Source organism: Mesorhizobium sp. M0768 (genome assembly GCF_040320195.1).
Lineage (GTDB): Bacteria > Pseudomonadota > Alphaproteobacteria > Rhizobiales > Rhizobiaceae > Mesorhizobium.
In genome coordinates this window covers 240501-256182 of sequence record NZ_JAMYPD010000001.1, presented here as the reverse complement: position 1 = coordinate 256182, position 15682 = coordinate 240501, and the positions used below count along the sequence as shown (strand labels likewise).

Here is a 15682-nt window from a genome sequence, read left to right as displayed (position 1 = left end):
GCTTAAGAGTCCGGTCGGCTTCTGCTACAGGCTCTTTGTCCGGCGCGCCGCGCCAATGGCCAAGCCGCCCGATGTCCCGATGGTGCGCTTCAGCTCAAATTCCAGGAGACTTGCGCCCATGGCGTCGCCGATCATCGATTTTCTGCTGACCCGAAATTCCGCGCCGATCCCGGATTTGAAAGAACCGGCACCGGGCGATGCGGAGATCGCGACGATGATCGCCGCCGCCTCGCGGGTGCCGGACCACGGCCGGCTGGAGCCTTGGCGTTTCATCCTCTATCGCGGCGAGGCTCGCGTCGATATCGGCAAGAAGCTGGCAGCACTTGCCGAACAGCGCGAAGGGCCGCTGCCGGAAGGCCGCCGCAACCAGGAACTGGCGCGCTTTTCGCGCGCGCCGCTGGTCATCGGCGTGATTTCTATCCCCAGGGAAAACCCAAAGATCCCGCAATGGGAGATGTTCCTGTCCGGCGGCATGGCGGCGATGAACCTGATGCTTGCCGCCAATGCGCTGGGCTACGGCACCAACATGATCAGCAACTGGTATTCCGACGTGCCCGAGGGCAGGGCGATCCTCGGCCTGGCGCCGCATGAGCGGGTCGTCGGCTTCGTCCATATCGGCTCCTACCAGGGGCCAGCGCCGGAACGACCGCGGCCCGATCCGGCAAAACTCTATGCCGACTATTCGGGGCCGTGGGTGGGATAATTTCGGCGCGGAACAGCCCCCCTAAGGATCAAGCTCCGATGCCTTGGCTCGCGCCAGGAGCCGCTCTGCGAGCTTGAGATGCGGCCGGTCGTACATCTTGCCATCCATGCCAACGACCCCGGGATTTCCTGCCGCCTCGAACGCCTCGACGATCGCCAGGGCGCTTTTCACCGCTTGCGCCGAAGGCGTGAAGGCGGCGTTGATAACCGGCACCTGCGCCGGATGGATCGCCATCTTGCCGGTGAAACCGTCGCGCTCGGCCTCGGCGCATTCGGCCTCGAAGCCGGCCATGTCGCGAAAATCCGGAAAGACGGTGTCGATTGCCGCGACTTCCGCGGCACTTGCGGCAAGCATGGTCATGGTGCGGGCGAGGCGGAACACATCCGTGTAGCGGCCATTCGCGTCGCGCGTCGCGCGCGCGCCAATCGCCGCCGACAGATCTTCCGCGCCCCAAGTGAGGCCGACAAGCCGCGCGCTTGCCTTGGCGTAGGTTGCAGCGGCCATTACGCCGGCTGCGGTTTCGGTGATGATCGGCAGGATCCTTATCGCGCCATCCGGCAGGCCGCTTTCGGCTTCGTGCACCCTGAGCTTGGCCGAGAGATGCTGGACATCCAGTCCGCTGTTCGACTTAGGCAGCATGATGCCGTCTGGTTTCACCGGCACGAGCGCCGCCAGATCGTCGTCGGTCAGTCCGGTCGAAAGATCGTTGACGCGAACATAGATCGCGGAGCTGGTCCGGTGCCTGTGCGCGGCGATGAAACGCGCCGCTGTGTCGCGTGCCAGACCTTTGTGCTGCTCGGCAATCGAATCCTCGAGGTCGACGATGACCACGTCGGCGCCTACGCCAAGGCCCTTCTCCAGCTTCTTTTCCGAATCGCCGGGAACGAAGAGCAGAGAACGCATCGGCTATGCCTTTTTCATCATCATGGCTTGCCTCGTGCATTTGGCAACCAGCACGTCGTTCTGGTTATAGGCGCGATGCTCGAGCTCGACGATGCCGCGGTCCGGCTTCGACCTGGATTCGCGCACCGAAACCACCGTGGTCTCGACGCGAATGGTGTCGCCATGGAAGACGGGATGCGGAAACACCGTCTCCTTCATGCCGAGATTGGCGATGGTGGTGCCGACGGTGATGTCGTTGACTGAAATGCCGATCATCAGGCCCAGCGTGAACAGCGAATTGACCAGCGGCTTGCCCCATTCGCTCTTCGCCGCGAAGTCGAAGTCGATGTGCAGCGGTTGCGGGTTCAGCGTCATCACCGAAAACAGCATGTTGTCGCCTTCGGTCACGGTCTTGCGCAGCGTGTGCTTGAACACATGGCCGACAACGAACTCCTCAAGGTAAAGTCCGGCCATGGTCGATCTCCTCCGCTGCTTAAGGGTTGATAGGCGTTGCATACCGGGCTCGCAAGCCAGTTAACGAACATGGTGAACCGTTCATAAACCATTTGTGCCTACGGTCTCGACAGGGACCAGAAACCTTCTGGCAAAGGGCGTAAGCAGGCGACATGGTCGTTTCGCATTTCCTGAAATGGATCCACACGGCGAAGGTGTCGGAGCGCGCTGCGGCGGCAAGCGCGCTGGCTCGCACCTATGTCGACTCGGACCTGCCTTTCGAGGACCGCTGCGCTGCGGAGGCGGCGCTGACGCTGCTGCTCGACGACGCATCGTCGAAGGTGCGACTGGCAATCGCCGACGCGCTTTCCATGAGCCACCACGCGCCGCCGCAGATCGTCAGCGCGCTGGCCTCGGACCAGCCGGAAGTCGCAGCCTTGGTGCTGGCGCGCTCGCCGCTGCTCACCGATGCCGACCTGATCGATCGGGTTGCCGGCGGCCAGAAGGCGACGCAGAAGGTGATCGCCGACCGGCCGCGTGTCTCGATGTCGGTTGCGGCGGCGATCGCCGAGATCGGTGAGCCGGAGGCTTGCACCACGCTGCTCGCCAACAGCGGCGCCGATATCGCATCCGTCAGCTTTCGCCGCATGGCCGAGCGGCACGGCCATCTGCCTCTGGTGCGCGAGGCGCTGATCGCCGACACCCGGCTGCCCGCCGATTGCCGGCATATGCTGCTGGTCAAGCTCGGGGAGATGCTCAAGGGGTCGCCGCTGGTGTTGGCGCTGATGGGCGCCGCCAGGGCCGAGCGCGTCACGCGCGATGCTTGCATCAAGGCTTCGGTGACGCTGATCGAAGGCACGCGGACAGAGGAACATACCGCACTTGTCGAACATCTGCGCCTGCGCGGCGACCTGACCGCAAGCTTCGTCGTCCGCACCATTGCGCACGGCAAGGTCGACTTCTTTGGTTCGGCGCTGGTCGCGCTCAGCCAACAGTCCGAACAACGGGTGAGAGCACTGCTGGCCGGCGGCCATGACATAGCGTTGCAGGCACTGTTCCGCAGCGCCGGGCTTGCCGCCGCCACCCACGCCATCATTCTGCGCGCGCTGAAGGTCTGGCGCGAGGTCGCCAATGGCAAACGCCTCGCCGGCGTCCAGGAAGTCAGCTGGCTGATGCTGAAGGAATTGGGCGGACAGTCCGCCGAAGGCGATCTCGCCGGGCTGGTCAAATCGATCCATCTCGACGCGCTGCGCGAGAACGCACGCGGGCACGCGCTGGCGATCGCCGCTGCCTAAACCCGGTCCTTCGCGAAAAAATCCGGAAAATCCTCGATCGCGGCGGCAATGATGCGCAGCGAGGCGGCGATCTGCAGCATTTCGGCCGCGACGCTGCGCTCCGCGATGCCTGCTGCATACTGCCTGGCGACTGCGACGGTCGCCGTCTGCGGCTCGCCGGGACGCCTGAACAGCAGTTCGCGTGCCAGACCGCGCAGGAAATTGGCGATGGAAAGTGCTGTTTCAGGCGGGATCGCGGAACTTTGCTGCGCGTTGCGCAGCCGTAGGATTTCGAGGCCGACGGTAACCGCAGCTATGCCGCCGCCGAGAACCGCGTCGCCTTTCTTGCCGGCGTTCTGCAGCAGTGGCATCAACTGGTTGATCCGGTCGTAGGCAAGGCTTTCGAAGGCCGATCGCCGCGGCAGGCGGTCGTGCAGGCAAAGGCGTGCAAGATCTTCGCGCATGGTTTGCAGGATGCGGTTGACTGTAACCCAAGGGTCGGCGGGCAGCACGACGGCGAAGACGCCGATCGCCAGAAGAATGCCGACAAGGACCGCTGCCGAATTGGCGAGGAACGGCTCCGGATCGTAGGTCATGACCTGATGTGGGCTGAGGAAGGCGAGGAAATTGATCGCAAAGGCCGTTGCCACGCCGACGTAATGCGGATTGGCCATGCCCAGTGCCGCTGGCACCAGGATCGGGACGACGAAAACCGCGAACCAGCCAAAGCCCGGCAGCGCTGGAAGTGCTATCTGCCCGACCACAAACGCGAACGGCAGGGCGAGCAACGTGCCCTCGAAGAAGTTCCATGCCGACCGGATCGGATCGGCGCGCGCGGCGAACAAGCTGGAGACAACGGCGACCAGAATGACCGTGCCGGTCGCGTCCGACCATTTCGTCGCCAGCCAGAAGCCGGCGACCAGGAGCGTGGCGATTGCTGCGCGCACGGCATTGCGCGATGCCGCACGGTAATCGCGGTGCACCACCAGCGCTGGCTGCCGCCGTTCGCGACTGGCACGAGACGGGGGAGAGCGGAGTGCATCCAGGCCGCGCAGCACTTGCTGCATTGCCCCGGCGAAGTCGGCGGCAATGGTTAGGCGGGTGACAGTGCCAGCCCAGTCAATGTCTTGCCCGGCCGCGATGTCAGGCATCTGCCGTGCCTTGCCGGCGATTGCGTCGAGCCGCGCCACCCAGGGCGCCGTATCGTCCAGCGCGCCCGGCTTGGCTACCAGTTCGCCGACAACGGCCTGCAACTCGGCGCGAACGGGGATGAGGGCTGCATTCTTCGGCGCGGCGTGGGCATGCAGCGCACGCGCCGCTGACAGGGCCGACAGAAGCTGGCCGATGGTACGCCGGACCGGATAGGCGCGGGTGGCGAGGCTCGGCCCCTCCAGCCTTGCATAGGTGCGCATCTCGCCGAGCGTCTGGACGTCGCCGATCAGCTTGCGGTGCAGCCCGGCAAGCTTTTCCGCATCGCCGCCGGAAAAAGCGCCGTCCGCATAGGCCGCCAGGTCGAGAATGCCGCGTTTCAGTCTTGAGATGATGGCGTCGGCGGCCAGTTTCGGCAGGATCAGCCGGCTGGTCAACGCAGCGCAGACGATACCAAGCACGATTTCCGCGCAGCGCGCCACGGCGAGATCGATGACGAGGTGCGGCTGGCCGAAAGCCGGCAGGCCGATGATCATCGCGGTGTAGCCGGCAAGCGCCGCGCCATAGGCTTCCGGATTGCGTAGCAGCGACGAGACCAGCGAGCAGATGCCGATCCAGACGGCAAGAACTGCAACCAGCAACCAGGGGTTGGCATCGAAAAGAGTGGTAATGCCGATCGCCGCCAGCGCGCCGGCAAACGTGCCGAGGAGACGATAAAACCCCTTCGCCAGCACCATGCCGGCGACCGGCTGTGCGACGATGAACACCGTCATCATCGCCCATTGCGGGTGGTCGAGCTTCAGCGCATAGGCGGCCAATATCGCGATGAGGCCGGCCGAAACGGTGCGCAGGGCAAAGATCCAGTCCGAACGCGTCGGCCGCGTCAGGCCAGCGATCCGCGTGCCGATATCGTCCTTCAGCCGCGCCCAGGTCAAGTGCTCGTCTCCAGCTCAGAAGGCCAAGCTAGCGGCGGGAGCTCAGATATCCAGCACTTCCGTCTCGGCGAATTCCGCGCGTTCCTGGATGAAGCGGAAACGGGCCTCGGGCTTGGTCCCCATCAATGCGTCGACCGCATCCTTGGTCGCCGCCTCGGCATCGATAACGTCGACCCTGAGCAGCGTGCGCTTTTTCGGGTCCATGGTGGTTTCCTTGAGCTGGGCAGCCATCATTTCGCCCAGCCCCTTGAAGCGGCCGATTTCGACCTTGCCGCGCCCGGTGAATTCGGTGCGCAGGAGTTCGTCCTTGTGCGCATCGTTGCGGGCATAGGCGACCTTGCCGCCTTGCCGGATCGAATAAAGCGGCGGCACCGCCAGATAGAGATGGCCGCCGCGGACCAGGCTCGGCATCTCCTGGTAGAAAAAGGTGATCAGCAACGAGGCGATATGGGCGCCGTCGACGTCGGCATCGGTCATGATGATGACCCGGTCGTAACGCAGGTCCTCGTCGCGATATCTCGAGCGCGTGCCGCAACCAAGCGCCTGGATGAGGTCGGATATCTGCTGGTTGGCGGCAAGCTTGTCGTTGCCGGCGCTGGCGACGTTGAGGATCTTGCCGCGCAGCGGCAGCACCGCCTGGCTGGCGCGGTCGCGCGCCTGCTTTGCCGAACCGCCGGCCGAATCGCCCTCGACGATGAACAACTCGGCACCGGCGGCGGCATTCTGCGTGCAGTCGGCGAGCTTGCCGGGCAGGCGCAGCTTGCGCACCGCACTCTTGCGCGACACTTCCTTTTCCTGGCGGCGGCGCACCCGCTCGTCGGCGCGCGCGATCACCCATTCGAGCAGTTTCGAAGCCTCCTGCGGATTGTCGGCCAGCCAGTGGTCGAACGGGTCGCGGATGGCGCTTTCGACGATGCGGATCGCCTCGATCGTCGCCAGCCTGTCCTTGGTCTGGCCGACGAATTCCGGTTCGCGGATGAACACCGACAGCATGCCCGCCGCCGAGATCATCACATCCTCGGAAGTGACGATCGAGGCGCGCTTGTTGCCGACCAGGTCGGCATAAGCGCGCAAGCCGCGCGTCAGGACGTTGCGGAAGCCGGCCTCATGCGTGCCGCCTTCGGCGGTCGGAATGGTGTTGCAATAGGAATTGATAAAACCGTCGCCGCCGAACCAGGTCACCGCCCATTCGAGCGAACCGTGGCCACCCTGCTTCTCGCTCTTACCGGCAAACATTTCACGGGTCACCTGGAATTCGTCGCCGAGCGAGGCTTTCAGATAATCCTTGAGGCCGCCCGGAAAATGGAATTCTGCCTTGGCCGGCGTCGTGTCCTTTTCCCTGATCAGCGACGGGTCGCAGGTCCAGCGGATTTCGACACCGCCGAACAGATAAGCCTTTGACCGCGCCATGCGGTAGAGCCGCGTCGGCTCGAAAGCAGCGCCCTTGCCGAAAATCTGCTCGTCTGGATGGAAGCGGATCTTCGTGCCGCGGCGGTTGTGCACCTCGCCGAGCTGCTCCAGGCCGGTCACAGGAATGCCGCGCGAGAACTTTTGCCGATAAAGTTTCCTTCCCAGCGCCACCTCGACCTCGAGATGGTCGGACAGCGCGTTGACCACGGAAACGCCGACACCGTGCAGGCCGCCGGACGTCTCGTAAACCTTGCTGTCGAACTTGCCGCCTGAATGCAGCGTCGTCATGATGAGTTCGAGCGCCGGCTTCTTGAATTTCGGGTGCGGATCGACCGGAATGCCGCGGCCGTTGTCGGTGACGGACAGGTATCCGTCGGCGGAAAGCTCGACATCGATGAAGGTCGCATGGCCGGCGACCGCCTCGTCCATCGAATTGTCGATGACCTCGGCGAACAGATGGTGCATCGCCTTGTCGTCGGTGCCGCCAATGTACATGCCCGGGCGGCGGCGCACCGGTTCCAGCCCCTCCAGCACTTCGATGTCGGCGGCACTATAGCTCTCGCTGGCGTCGCGGGGCGCCGGCCGCTTCGCCGCCTGCACCAGCGGGTCGGCCGGGCGCGCGGCGGCGCGAGCCGGTTGCGGCTGCTTGTCCAATTTGGCGAAAAGATCGTTATTGTCGTCCATGCCGGTCCTGGATTCCGATGCTGCGAATCACCACCCGATACTGCCACGCTTTTGGCGGGCAGGCGACGGAGGTTCCTGTTACGTTCGAGGATAGGGCCTCTTACTGCAAAACCATTCGACAGCCAAGCGGCGGAAATGGGGTCGAAGGTGGAGCATCGACGTTTTGTAAACCCTGTCCGAAGGTTACGCCGGAAGATTGGCTAAAAGGCGGTATTTGCGGACTGTCGCTGACCTAGAATGCAGCGGAACCCTCAAGAGGCAGTCGCTTAAGCATGTTGGATTACAGTTCGCTCCTGCTCGCGGCGGCGCTGTCGGGCACGTGCCTTAGCATCACCATGTTTGCCATCTGGTTCAGCGCGCCACAGGCACGCTTTGTGCTGACGGTGGCGTGTGGCATTCTCGTGCTCGTCGCACATGTGGTGTTGTTCTGGCATTACACCAGGGATCCAAGCGCCTGGCTTTGCCAGATCGTGCTTGCGCTGCTCAGCCTCGGCTTCCTGATCATCTGCCTGTCGGCCATGCAATACCTCGGCATAGGCGACTACAGGCGAGCCATCTTGCCGACCTTGGTTGCGATGGCCGTTTGCGCGGGCGCGACGTATCTCGGGTTTGATGGTGTCGGCTTTATTGTCACCTACGCGACGGTAACGGCGCTGCTCTCGCTCATCGGGGCGATGTTCTGGATTGAGGGTGGTCACGATCGCCGGATATTGCTGGTCGTCTCGTTCCTGAGCGGCGTCTGTGCCCTGTCGTTCGGACTTTGCGGCGCGGTCCTGCTGGTCACGGGCCAATGGGTGCTCGGTGTAGCACCGGACAATTGGGCCGAGCGGGTGAATTCCGTCGTGGCCGTCGCCTGCATGACCGGGCTCGGCGCATTGACGCTCTCCCTGCACCATTTGCAGGCGCAGATCGAACTGAAGGCCGAGACGATGACCGATCCATTGACCGGGCTGATGAATCGGCGGGCGTTGACGGCACTCTACGGCGAGCGGGTCTTCGGTCCGTTCATGTCCGTTGCCATGTTCGACCTTGACCATTTCAAGAGGACGAACGACGTATTCGGTCACCCGGTCGGCGACCAGGTTCTGTGCCGCTTTGCCGCCGTCATCAGGAAATACGCCCGGACCGGCGTCGACGCCTTCCGGTTGGGCGGCGAGGAATTCGTGCTCGTCATGTCGCGGATGACGGAAGAGAAGGCCTATGACATTGCGAGCAAGATCAGCGTCGCCTTCGGCACGGAAGTCGTGGCCACCCAACTCGGTCCGTTGCGAAGCACAGTCAGCGGCGGCATCGGCTTTGGCGGAACAAACGGCACCGGTCTCGACGATGTGCTGGCCGAAGCCGACGCAGCACTCTATGCGGCAAAGCGCGCCGGGCGAAATCGCGTCGTCGTCCGGGACCGGGCGAGCAAGGCCGACGGGCCGGCCTTGCGTTCTGCCTGATTGAGGTTTCTATCTTCTTGTTAGACCCATGATCTTGTCCGAAAACCGGATTCCACTTTTCGGGATCATGATCTATTCCGCCGCACCCAGATATTCCGACAGCGGCGGGCAGGAGCAGACAAGGTTGCGGTCGCCGGCGACATTGTCGATGCGTGACACCGGCGGCCAGTACTTTGCTGCGGTGTCGGCATCGCCGGCTGGATAGGCTGCCTCCAGACGCGAATAGGGATGGGTCCACTGGCCGGCCAATGCCTCGGCGGCGGTGTGCGGCGCGTTGACCAGAGGATTGTCGCCCAACGGCCATTCGCCCTTCGCCACCTTGGCTGCCTCGCCGGCTATGGCGATCATCGCCTCGCAGAAACGATCCAGCTCGCGCTTGGGCTCGGACTCGGTCGGCTCGACCATCAGCGTGCCGGCCACCGGGAACGACATGGTCGGCGCGTGGAAGCCATAGTCGATCAGCCGCTTGGCGATATCGTCGACGCTGATGCCGGCGCTGTCCTTGAGCACGCGGGTGTCGAGGATGCATTCATGCGCGACGCGTCCGTTGCGCCCTTTGTAAAGCAGTGGGAAATGCTCGCCAAGCCGCGTCGCCACATAGTTGGCGGAGATGATCGCCGTCTCGGTCGCCTGCTTCAGGCCGGAAGCGCCCATCATGCGGATATACATCCAGGTGATCGGCAGGATGGAGGCACTGCCGAACGGTGCCGCCGCCACGGCATGGGCCGAGCCTTCGGTGACGTGGCCGGGCAGATATGGCTTCAGATGCGCCTTGACGCCGATCGGGCCGACGCCGGGGCCGCCGCCGCCATGCGGGATGCAGAAGGTCTTGTGCAGGTTCATGTGGCAGACATCGGCGCCGATATCGCCGGGACGGGCGAGGCCGACCAGCGCGTTGAGATTGGCGCCGTCGAAATAGACCTGGCCGCCATGGCTGTGGACGAGGGCACAAAGGTCGCGCGCGCCCTCCTCGAATACGCCATGCGTCGAAGGATAGGTGAACATCAGCGCCGCAAGGTTGTGCGCATGCTCGGCCGCCTTGGCCTGCAGGTCGACCATGTCGATATTGCCGTCCTCGGTGCAGCGCACGACGACGACGCTCATGCCGGCCATGGCCGCGCTTGCCGGATTGGTGCCATGCGCCGAGGACGGGATCAGGCAGACGGTGCGATGGCCTTCGCCGCGTGAGCGGTGGTAGCCGCGAATGGCGAGCAGGCCGGCATATTCGCCCTGGCTGCCGGCATTGGGCTGCAGGGTCACCGCGTCGAAGCCGGTGATCTCCGCCAGCCAGCCTTCCAGCTCGTCGATCATGGCGCGATAGCCGGTCGAATGGTCAGCCGGGGCGAAGGGATGCAGGTTGGCGACATCAGGCCAGCTCACCGGCATCATTTCGGCGGCGGCGTTGAGCTTCATGGTGCAAGAGCCGAGCGGGATCATGGCGCGGTCAAGCGCCAGGTCCTTGTCGGACAGCCGGCGCAGGAAGCGCATCATGTCGGTTTCCGAGTGGTTTTCGCGGAAGACGGGCTGGGTGAGGAACTCGTTGGCGCGCGGTTTTCCTGGCATGGAACTGCCGGCGGCAACGCCGGCCTTGGCGCCGAAAAGTGCTGCGATCGCCTCCAGATCGGCTTCGGTGGAGGTCTCGTCGAAGCTGATGCCGACATGGTCGGCGTCGATGACGCGCAGCAGCCGACCGGTCTTCTCGGCGGCGGCGGCGATGGCGCCGGCTTTGCCTTTCACTTCCACGGTCACAGTGTCGAAGCGGCTTTCGCCGAGTACCGAAACGCCCGCTGCCTTGAGGCCGGCAGCCAGGCGGTTGGCCAGCGTGTGGACGCGGCCGGCAATCGCCTGCAGCCCGGCAGGGCCATGCCAGATCGCATAGGCCGTCGCCATGTTGGCGAGCAGCGCCTGCGCGGTGCAGATGTTGGACGTCGCCTTGTCGCGGCGGATATGCTGCTCGCGTGTCTGCAAAGCGAGGCGATAACCGGGACGGCCCTTGCTATCCGTCGACTGGCCAACGAGCCGGCCGGGCATCAGCCGCGTCAGCCTGTCGGAGACGGCGCAATAGGCGGCGTGCGGCCCGCCAAAGCCCATCGGCACGCCAAAACGCTGCATCGGACCGACGGCGATGTCGGCGCCAAGCCTGGCCGGCGCATCGGTCAGCGTCAGGCCAAGCGGGTCGGCGATGAAGACGACCAGCGCGCCGGCCGCGCGGGCCTTGTCGATTGCTGCCTTGTGATCGCCGTAGACGCCGAACGTATCGGGCCAGGAGACCAGCAGGGCGGCGGTGTTGTCGTCGATCACCTCGCCGTCCACCTCGATGCCGAGCGGCTCGGCACGGGTGCGCACGACGTCCAGCGTCTGCGGGTGCGGCGTGCCGGCCAGTGCCACCTTGGTGCGCTTGTCGCGATGATGGCGCAGCGCGATGCCAACCGCTTCGGCCACCGCCGTCGCCTCGTCGAGCAGCGAGGCCGATGCCACCGGCAGGCCGGTCAGTTCCGTCACCAGCGTCTGGAAGTTGAACAGCATTTCCAGCCGGCCCTGACTGATCTCGGCTTGGTAAGGCGTGTAAGCCGTATACCAGGCCGGGTTCTCGAACAGGTTGCGCTGGATCACCGGCGGCACGTGGACGCCATGATACCCGGCACCGATGAAGCTCTTCAGCACCGTGTTCTTTGCCATCGTCGCCGCGAGCTCGGTCAGCGCTTCCGCTTCGCTTGCGGGGGCGGGCAGGGCCAGCGGCCGGTCGAGCCGGATCGACTTCGGCACTGCCTGACTGATCAGGGTCTCGACCGAAGGAACGCCGATCGTCGCCAGCATGGCTCTGACGTCATGGAGGCCCGGGCCGATATGGCGAGCCGAGAAGGGGTAGGGTGCTGCGGTCATCTTCCTGGTCCTGCTATCAACCAATATGGGCTTTGTAAGCGGCTTCATCGAGAAGTCCGTCGAGTTGGCGCTCATTGGCCAGCTTCATCTTCCACAACCAGCCGTCGCCGGTTGCCGCCGAATTGACGAGTGAAGGATCCGATGACAGCGAGGTGTTGGCCTCGGTGATCTCGCCGTCGACCGGCGCGTAGACATCCGATGCGGCCTTGACCGATTCGACCACCACGGCGGTGTCGCCCTTGGCCAGCTTCTTCCCCGGCTCCGGCAGTTCGACGAAGACGAGATCGCCGAGCTGCTGCTGCGCGTAATCGGTGATGCCGACCGTGGCGATGCCGCCCTCGACGCGCAGCCATTCGTGATCTTCGGTGAAATAGGTCTTTGCCATTGAAATCATCCTTTGCGGTAGCGATGGGGCTTGAAGGGCAAGGGGTGGATGTCGACCGGGATTTTCGTCCCGCGGACATCGGCGAACAGTTTTGCGCCGGATTTGGCAAGCGGCGTCTGGACGTAGCCCATGGCGACCGGATGACCGGCCGAGGGGCCGAAGCCGCCTGAGGTGACATGGCCGGCAGGATTGCCGTCGGCATCGAAAAGGGCAGCACCGGCGCGCGCCGGCTGGCGGCCTTCCGGCTTCAGGCCGACGCGTTTTTGCGCCGGACCGCGCTCCAGGACGGCGCGCAGCGCATCGGCGCCGATGAAGGCGCCAGAGGCGCGAACCTCCTTGGGGATGGCCCACATCAGCCCGGCGCTGGCCGGATCGATTTCCGGCGTGATGTCCAGCCCGTGCAGGCACAGTCCGGCTTCGAGCCGCAGGCTGTCGCGGGCGGCAAGGCCGACCCACATCACCCGCTCATCCTCGAGCAGCCTGGCGACGAGGTTTCTTGCATCCGCTTCCGGCAGGCCGATCTCGAAGCCGTCTTCGCCGGTATAGCCGGACCGGCTCATGAACCATTTTTCGCGCGGCTCGATGCCGTGCATGAACACCAGCGAACCGGTCTCGATGCCGGCGCGGGAAAGGGCAGCCCACGCCTCGGGGCCTTGTATGGCCAAGAAGACGCGGTCGAGCGCATCCACTTTTACATCGAAATCGCCCTCTGCATCGAAATTTTTGGCCAGTGCGCGCAGATGCTTTTCGTCGGCGGCGGCGTTGCCGGCATTGGCGACCATCATGAAGCGCTCGGCGCCGAGCCTAGTGACGATCAGATCGTCCAGAATGCCGGCCGCCTCGTTGAGGAAGAACGTGTATTTGGACTGGGAAATCTTCAGCGCGCCGGCATCGAACGGGCAGGCGCGGTTCAGAAGCGCTGCTGCGCCCGGGCCGCTGATTTCGAACAGCTTCATGTGCGAGATGTCGAACAGGCCGGCATGCTCGCGGCTGTGAAGGTGCTCCTTCATCACGCCGGCCGGGTAGGTCAACGGCATCGACCAGCCGGCGAAGGCGCCGAAGCGCGCACCGGCTGTCATGTGCAGATCTTCGAGGGGGAGGTGTTTGGTGTCGTCGCCCGTCATGTCATCTCCAGAGTCGCACGCAAGCGGCCGCGAATGGCGACCAGTCCGTGCCCCTCTGTCTGAAGCCTGAGAGACTCGCGCCCCGTAACTCTGTCGGCAGCGCTTACACCTTCGGCGCGGGGGCAAGCCCCGACTTTCCAGAGTGTCTTTCCCGTCTACGGTTCTTTTGCCTGAGAGATTTCGGGCGATTTCCCCTTCGGCGGCAGCTCTCGCTGCTCTCTCCCGCAAACAGGTAGGACTCGGTCAGGAGCCCTCGACTCGTCATCCATAGCCCGTGGACGACACCTTGTCACCTGCCGGCGACATTTTTACTGCCAAGTCTTCTGCGGGCCTTCTTTATAGGCAAGCCTTCGCTAACCACGCCGCTTGCCGGTTTCTCAAGACCTTGCCGATATACCGCATAAGGGCCGGCAATTACCGGCGGCGGGCGGGGAAGAAAATGGGCGAATTGATCATGAGCGCGCCGGTGGCCGGGCTGACCTCGAAAAATCGGATCACGGCGGAAGACGTGGTCATGCTGCGCGGCGAAGTGTTCGGCGACGGCGTGGTAACGCGCGGCGAGGCCGAGGCGCTGTTTGCGCTGGATGCAACGGCGAGGGACAAATGCACGGAATGGCTCGAGTTTTTCGTCGAGGCGGTCACCGATTTCATCGTCCACCAGGAAAAGCCGGCGGGCTATGTTTCGCAGGACAATGCCGACTGGCTGATCCGGACGATTTCGCGCGACGGCATGGTCGACAGCCAGACCGAACTCGAGCTGCTGGTGCATGTGCTGGAAGTTGCCAAATCATCGCCGAGCACGCTTTCCAGCTATGCGCTGGAGCAGGTCGCTCATGCGGTCGTGGACGGCAAGGGGCCGCTGATGACCGGCGGCAGGCTTATCCCTGGGTCGATTGCCAAGGCTGAGGTCGAGCTGTTGCGCCGCATCCTTTACGCCTATGGCGGCGATGGCAACATCGCCATCAGCCGCGCCGAGGCCGAGGTGCTGTTCAAGATCAACGAGCGGACAGCGGCGGGCGACAACGATCTGTCCTGGAACGATCTGTTCGTCAAGGCGATCGCCAATTTCGTCATGTGTTCGGCCGGCTACGAACCGCCGGTGCGCGACGTGGCGCTGCGCCGGGATTCGTTCTTCGAACAGGCCGATCCGGAAATCGGCGGGTTCTTCAGCCGCATGGTATCGGGCGGCCTGTCCGGCATCATGGAAGCCTATCGCTCACCCGGCGATATCGAAGCCGAGTGGGAGTCCAAGAACAAGGCAGCCGAGGCTCTGGCCCGCCGCGCCGAGTCGGTCGATGCCGGCGAGGCCAAATGGCTCGCTGAACACATAGGCGACCGGCCGCTGCAGGAGAACGAGCGCGCGCTGCTGACGCTAATCAAGCACGCCTCGCCGGAAATCCACCCGGCGCTGAAGCCGCTGATCGACAAGGTCGCATAAGCAGTCGCGCGACGCTATTGTTTGGCGGGCTCCGGCTTGGCACTGGTGTCGAAGCGCAACATCCATTTGAAGCTGCCGAACCAGTAGCGGCGCACGCCGCCTATGGTGCCGTCGGCGGTACGCGCGCCGATCCAGTTGTTGACGTATTGGATGAGGCGCACATCGTCCGGCCGCATCGCAAACGCCTCCGGCGTCCGCAACAGCGGGCCGCCCACCATTGTCAACTTCGCGTCATAGAGCCTTGCGGCCATTTGGGGCGTTGGCGATGTCGCGACCATTGCCTGTGCGTCGCCGCCGATGATCGCGGCGAAAACATCAGAGGTGTTGTCGAAAGACAGAATGGTCGCCTTGGGAAAAGCTTCCTTCGCGGCGGCTTCATCGGTGGAATTGGACAGCACGGCGATCTTGTATCCCTGCGCCGCCACTGCCTTGCCCGGCCTTTTCCCCAGACTGGCGATCGTCGCAACCATGCGGATATCGGCGGTGCCGGTCTGGTTGGAGAATACCACCTCGCGTGCGCGTTCCGGCGTGCTGGCGTAGCCCGCCGCGATCATGTCGAAATCACCCTTGAGCAGTCTTGTCTTAAGGTCGTTCCAGGGCACCTCGACCAGCTTCAGGTCGACGCCGAGATCAGACGCCAGCGCACTGGTCAGGTCGACATCATAGCCGGCGAACTTCCCGTCGGCCTTCTTGAGGATCCATGGCGGGTTGAGCGCCACGCCGACCGTCAGTGTCTTCTGGTCGATGATGCGCTTGAGGCTGTCGTCCGCCCGGGCTGGCAGCAGCGACAAAGCCAACCAGGCAGAAATGGCAAGTATAGTTGTGGCGATCATCTTAGCGCGCATTAATATAACCTCGCTGAGCCCGTCCGGTTGTCAGATTTACACAGAGGTGCCATTCTGTCGATAGCGGACCCTGAT

The 15682-nt window shown here is 64.1% G+C and carries 12 protein-coding genes and 1 riboswitch; of the genes, 4 read left to right on the top strand and 8 right to left on the bottom strand.

The window, feature by feature from the left end; genetic code table 11:
* Positions 1–118 precede the first annotated feature (118 nt).
* The gene (locus tag NKI08_RS01220) at positions 119–703 is read left to right on the top strand and encodes a nitroreductase family protein (RefSeq protein ID WP_352500844.1); all 585 of its coding nucleotides are present in this window, start codon (positions 119–121) and stop codon (positions 701–703) included.
* A 21-nt stretch (positions 704–724) separates the two neighbouring features.
* On the opposite strand, the gene NKI08_RS01215 is transcribed toward NKI08_RS01220, so the two are convergent.
* Both NKI08_RS01215 and NKI08_RS01210 read right to left on the bottom strand, forming a co-directional pair.
* Positions 725–1606 (bottom strand): HpcH/HpaI aldolase/citrate lyase family protein, encoded by an 882-nt coding sequence (locus tag NKI08_RS01215; protein ID WP_352766759.1) that lies wholly within the window; start codon positions 1604–1606, stop codon positions 725–727.
* Between the two features lie 3 nt (positions 1607–1609).
* Positions 1610–2101, bottom strand: coding sequence for a MaoC family dehydratase (locus tag NKI08_RS01210; protein WP_502899539.1), 492 nt, complete (start codon positions 2099–2101; stop codon positions 1610–1612).
* 110 nt (positions 2102–2211) lie between these two features.
* Here NKI08_RS01210 and NKI08_RS01205 point away from each other — a divergent pair, with 110 nt between their 5' ends.
* Complete coding sequence (locus NKI08_RS01205; RefSeq protein ID WP_352473901.1) at positions 2212–3333, top strand: DUF2336 domain-containing protein; 1122 nt, start codon at positions 2212–2214, stop codon at positions 3331–3333.
* Here the strand turns inward: NKI08_RS01205 and NKI08_RS01200 are convergent.
* Together NKI08_RS01200 and parE are read right to left on the bottom strand one after the other, a co-directional pair.
* Entirely contained in the window at positions 3330–5396 is a 2067-nt protein-coding gene (locus tag NKI08_RS01200) for an FUSC family protein (RefSeq protein WP_352614049.1), read from the bottom strand. The two genes, NKI08_RS01205 and NKI08_RS01200, sit on opposite strands and share 4 nt — an antisense overlap.
* Positions 5397–5438: 42 nt before the next feature.
* Positions 5439–7490: a DNA topoisomerase IV subunit B gene (parE, locus tag NKI08_RS01195; RefSeq protein WP_352614050.1), complete on the bottom strand. Its 2052-nt coding sequence runs from the start codon at positions 7488–7490 to the stop codon at positions 5439–5441.
* A gap of 272 nt (positions 7491–7762) precedes the next feature.
* Between parE and NKI08_RS01190 the strand changes: the two genes are divergently transcribed.
* Positions 7763–8932 carry a GGDEF domain-containing protein gene (locus NKI08_RS01190; RefSeq protein WP_352500839.1) on the top strand — a complete coding sequence of 390 codons (1170 nt, stop codon included), beginning with the start codon at positions 7763–7765 and terminating at the stop codon, positions 8930–8932.
* 72 nt (positions 8933–9004) lie between these two features.
* Here NKI08_RS01190 and gcvP read toward each other — a convergent pair whose 3' ends face one another.
* The 3 genes from gcvP to gcvT are packed head-to-tail and all read right to left on the bottom strand — an operon-like array spanning position 9005 to position 13324.
* A complete protein-coding gene (gene gcvP, locus NKI08_RS01185; RefSeq protein WP_352766756.1) occupies positions 9005–11815 on the bottom strand; it encodes an aminomethyl-transferring glycine dehydrogenase in 2811 nt (936 codons plus the stop codon).
* A gap of 16 nt (positions 11816–11831) precedes the next feature.
* Entirely contained in the window at positions 11832–12200 is a 369-nt protein-coding gene (gene gcvH / locus NKI08_RS01180) for a glycine cleavage system protein GcvH (protein WP_352451343.1), read from the bottom strand.
* Positions 12201–12205: 5 nt separating this feature from the next.
* Positions 12206–13324: a glycine cleavage system aminomethyltransferase GcvT gene (gene gcvT / locus NKI08_RS01175; protein WP_352766754.1), complete on the bottom strand. Its 1119-nt coding sequence runs from the start codon at positions 13322–13324 to the stop codon at positions 12206–12208.
* A gap of 148 nt (positions 13325–13472) precedes the next feature.
* A riboswitch (glycine riboswitch) is annotated at positions 13473–13559 on the bottom strand.
* A 204-nt stretch (positions 13560–13763) separates the two neighbouring features.
* Between gcvT and NKI08_RS01170 the strand changes: the two genes are divergently transcribed.
* Positions 13764–14762, top strand: a complete 999-nt coding sequence (locus NKI08_RS01170; RefSeq protein WP_352766752.1) for a hypothetical protein — start codon at positions 13764–13766, stop codon at positions 14760–14762.
* A gap of 14 nt (positions 14763–14776) precedes the next feature.
* Here NKI08_RS01170 and NKI08_RS01165 read toward each other — a convergent pair whose 3' ends face one another.
* Positions 14777–15595, bottom strand: a complete 819-nt coding sequence (locus NKI08_RS01165) for a transporter substrate-binding domain-containing protein (RefSeq protein WP_352766750.1) — start codon at positions 15593–15595, stop codon at positions 14777–14779.
* Positions 15596–15682 lie beyond the last annotated feature (87 nt).

What these genes read in the sequence shown, in the direction of transcription:
- NKI08_RS01220 (WP_352500844.1), top strand. Translation starts at nt 119, where the DNA reads ATGGCGTCGCCGATCATCGATTTTCTGCTGACCCGAAATTCCGCGCCG.
- NKI08_RS01215 (WP_352766759.1), bottom strand. Translation starts at nt 1,606, where the DNA reads ATGCGTTCTCTGCTCTTCGTTCCCGGCGATTCGGAAAAGAAGCTGGAG.
- NKI08_RS01210 (WP_502899539.1), bottom strand. Translation starts at nt 2,101, where the DNA reads ATGCAACGCCTATCAACCCTTAAGCAGCGGAGGAGATCGACCATGGCC.
- NKI08_RS01205 (WP_352473901.1), top strand. Translation starts at nt 2,212, where the DNA reads ATGGTCGTTTCGCATTTCCTGAAATGGATCCACACGGCGAAGGTGTCG.
- parE (WP_352614050.1), bottom strand. Translation starts at nt 7,490, where the DNA reads ATGGACGACAATAACGATCTTTTCGCCAAATTGGACAAGCAGCCGCAA.
- NKI08_RS01190 (WP_352500839.1), top strand. Translation starts at nt 7,763, where the DNA reads ATGTTGGATTACAGTTCGCTCCTGCTCGCGGCGGCGCTGTCGGGCACG.
- gcvP (WP_352766756.1), bottom strand. Translation starts at nt 11,815, where the DNA reads ATGACCGCAGCACCCTACCCCTTCTCGGCTCGCCATATCGGCCCGGGC.
- gcvH (WP_352451343.1), bottom strand. Translation starts at nt 12,200, where the DNA reads ATGGCAAAGACCTATTTCACCGAAGATCACGAATGGCTGCGCGTCGAG.
- gcvT (WP_352766754.1), bottom strand. Translation starts at nt 13,324, where the DNA reads ATGACGGGCGACGACACCAAACACCTCCCCCTCGAAGATCTGCACATG.
- NKI08_RS01170 (WP_352766752.1), top strand. Translation starts at nt 13,764, where the DNA reads ATGGGCGAATTGATCATGAGCGCGCCGGTGGCCGGGCTGACCTCGAAA.
- NKI08_RS01165 (WP_352766750.1), bottom strand. Translation starts at nt 15,595, where the DNA reads ATGATCGCCACAACTATACTTGCCATTTCTGCCTGGTTGGCTTTGTCG.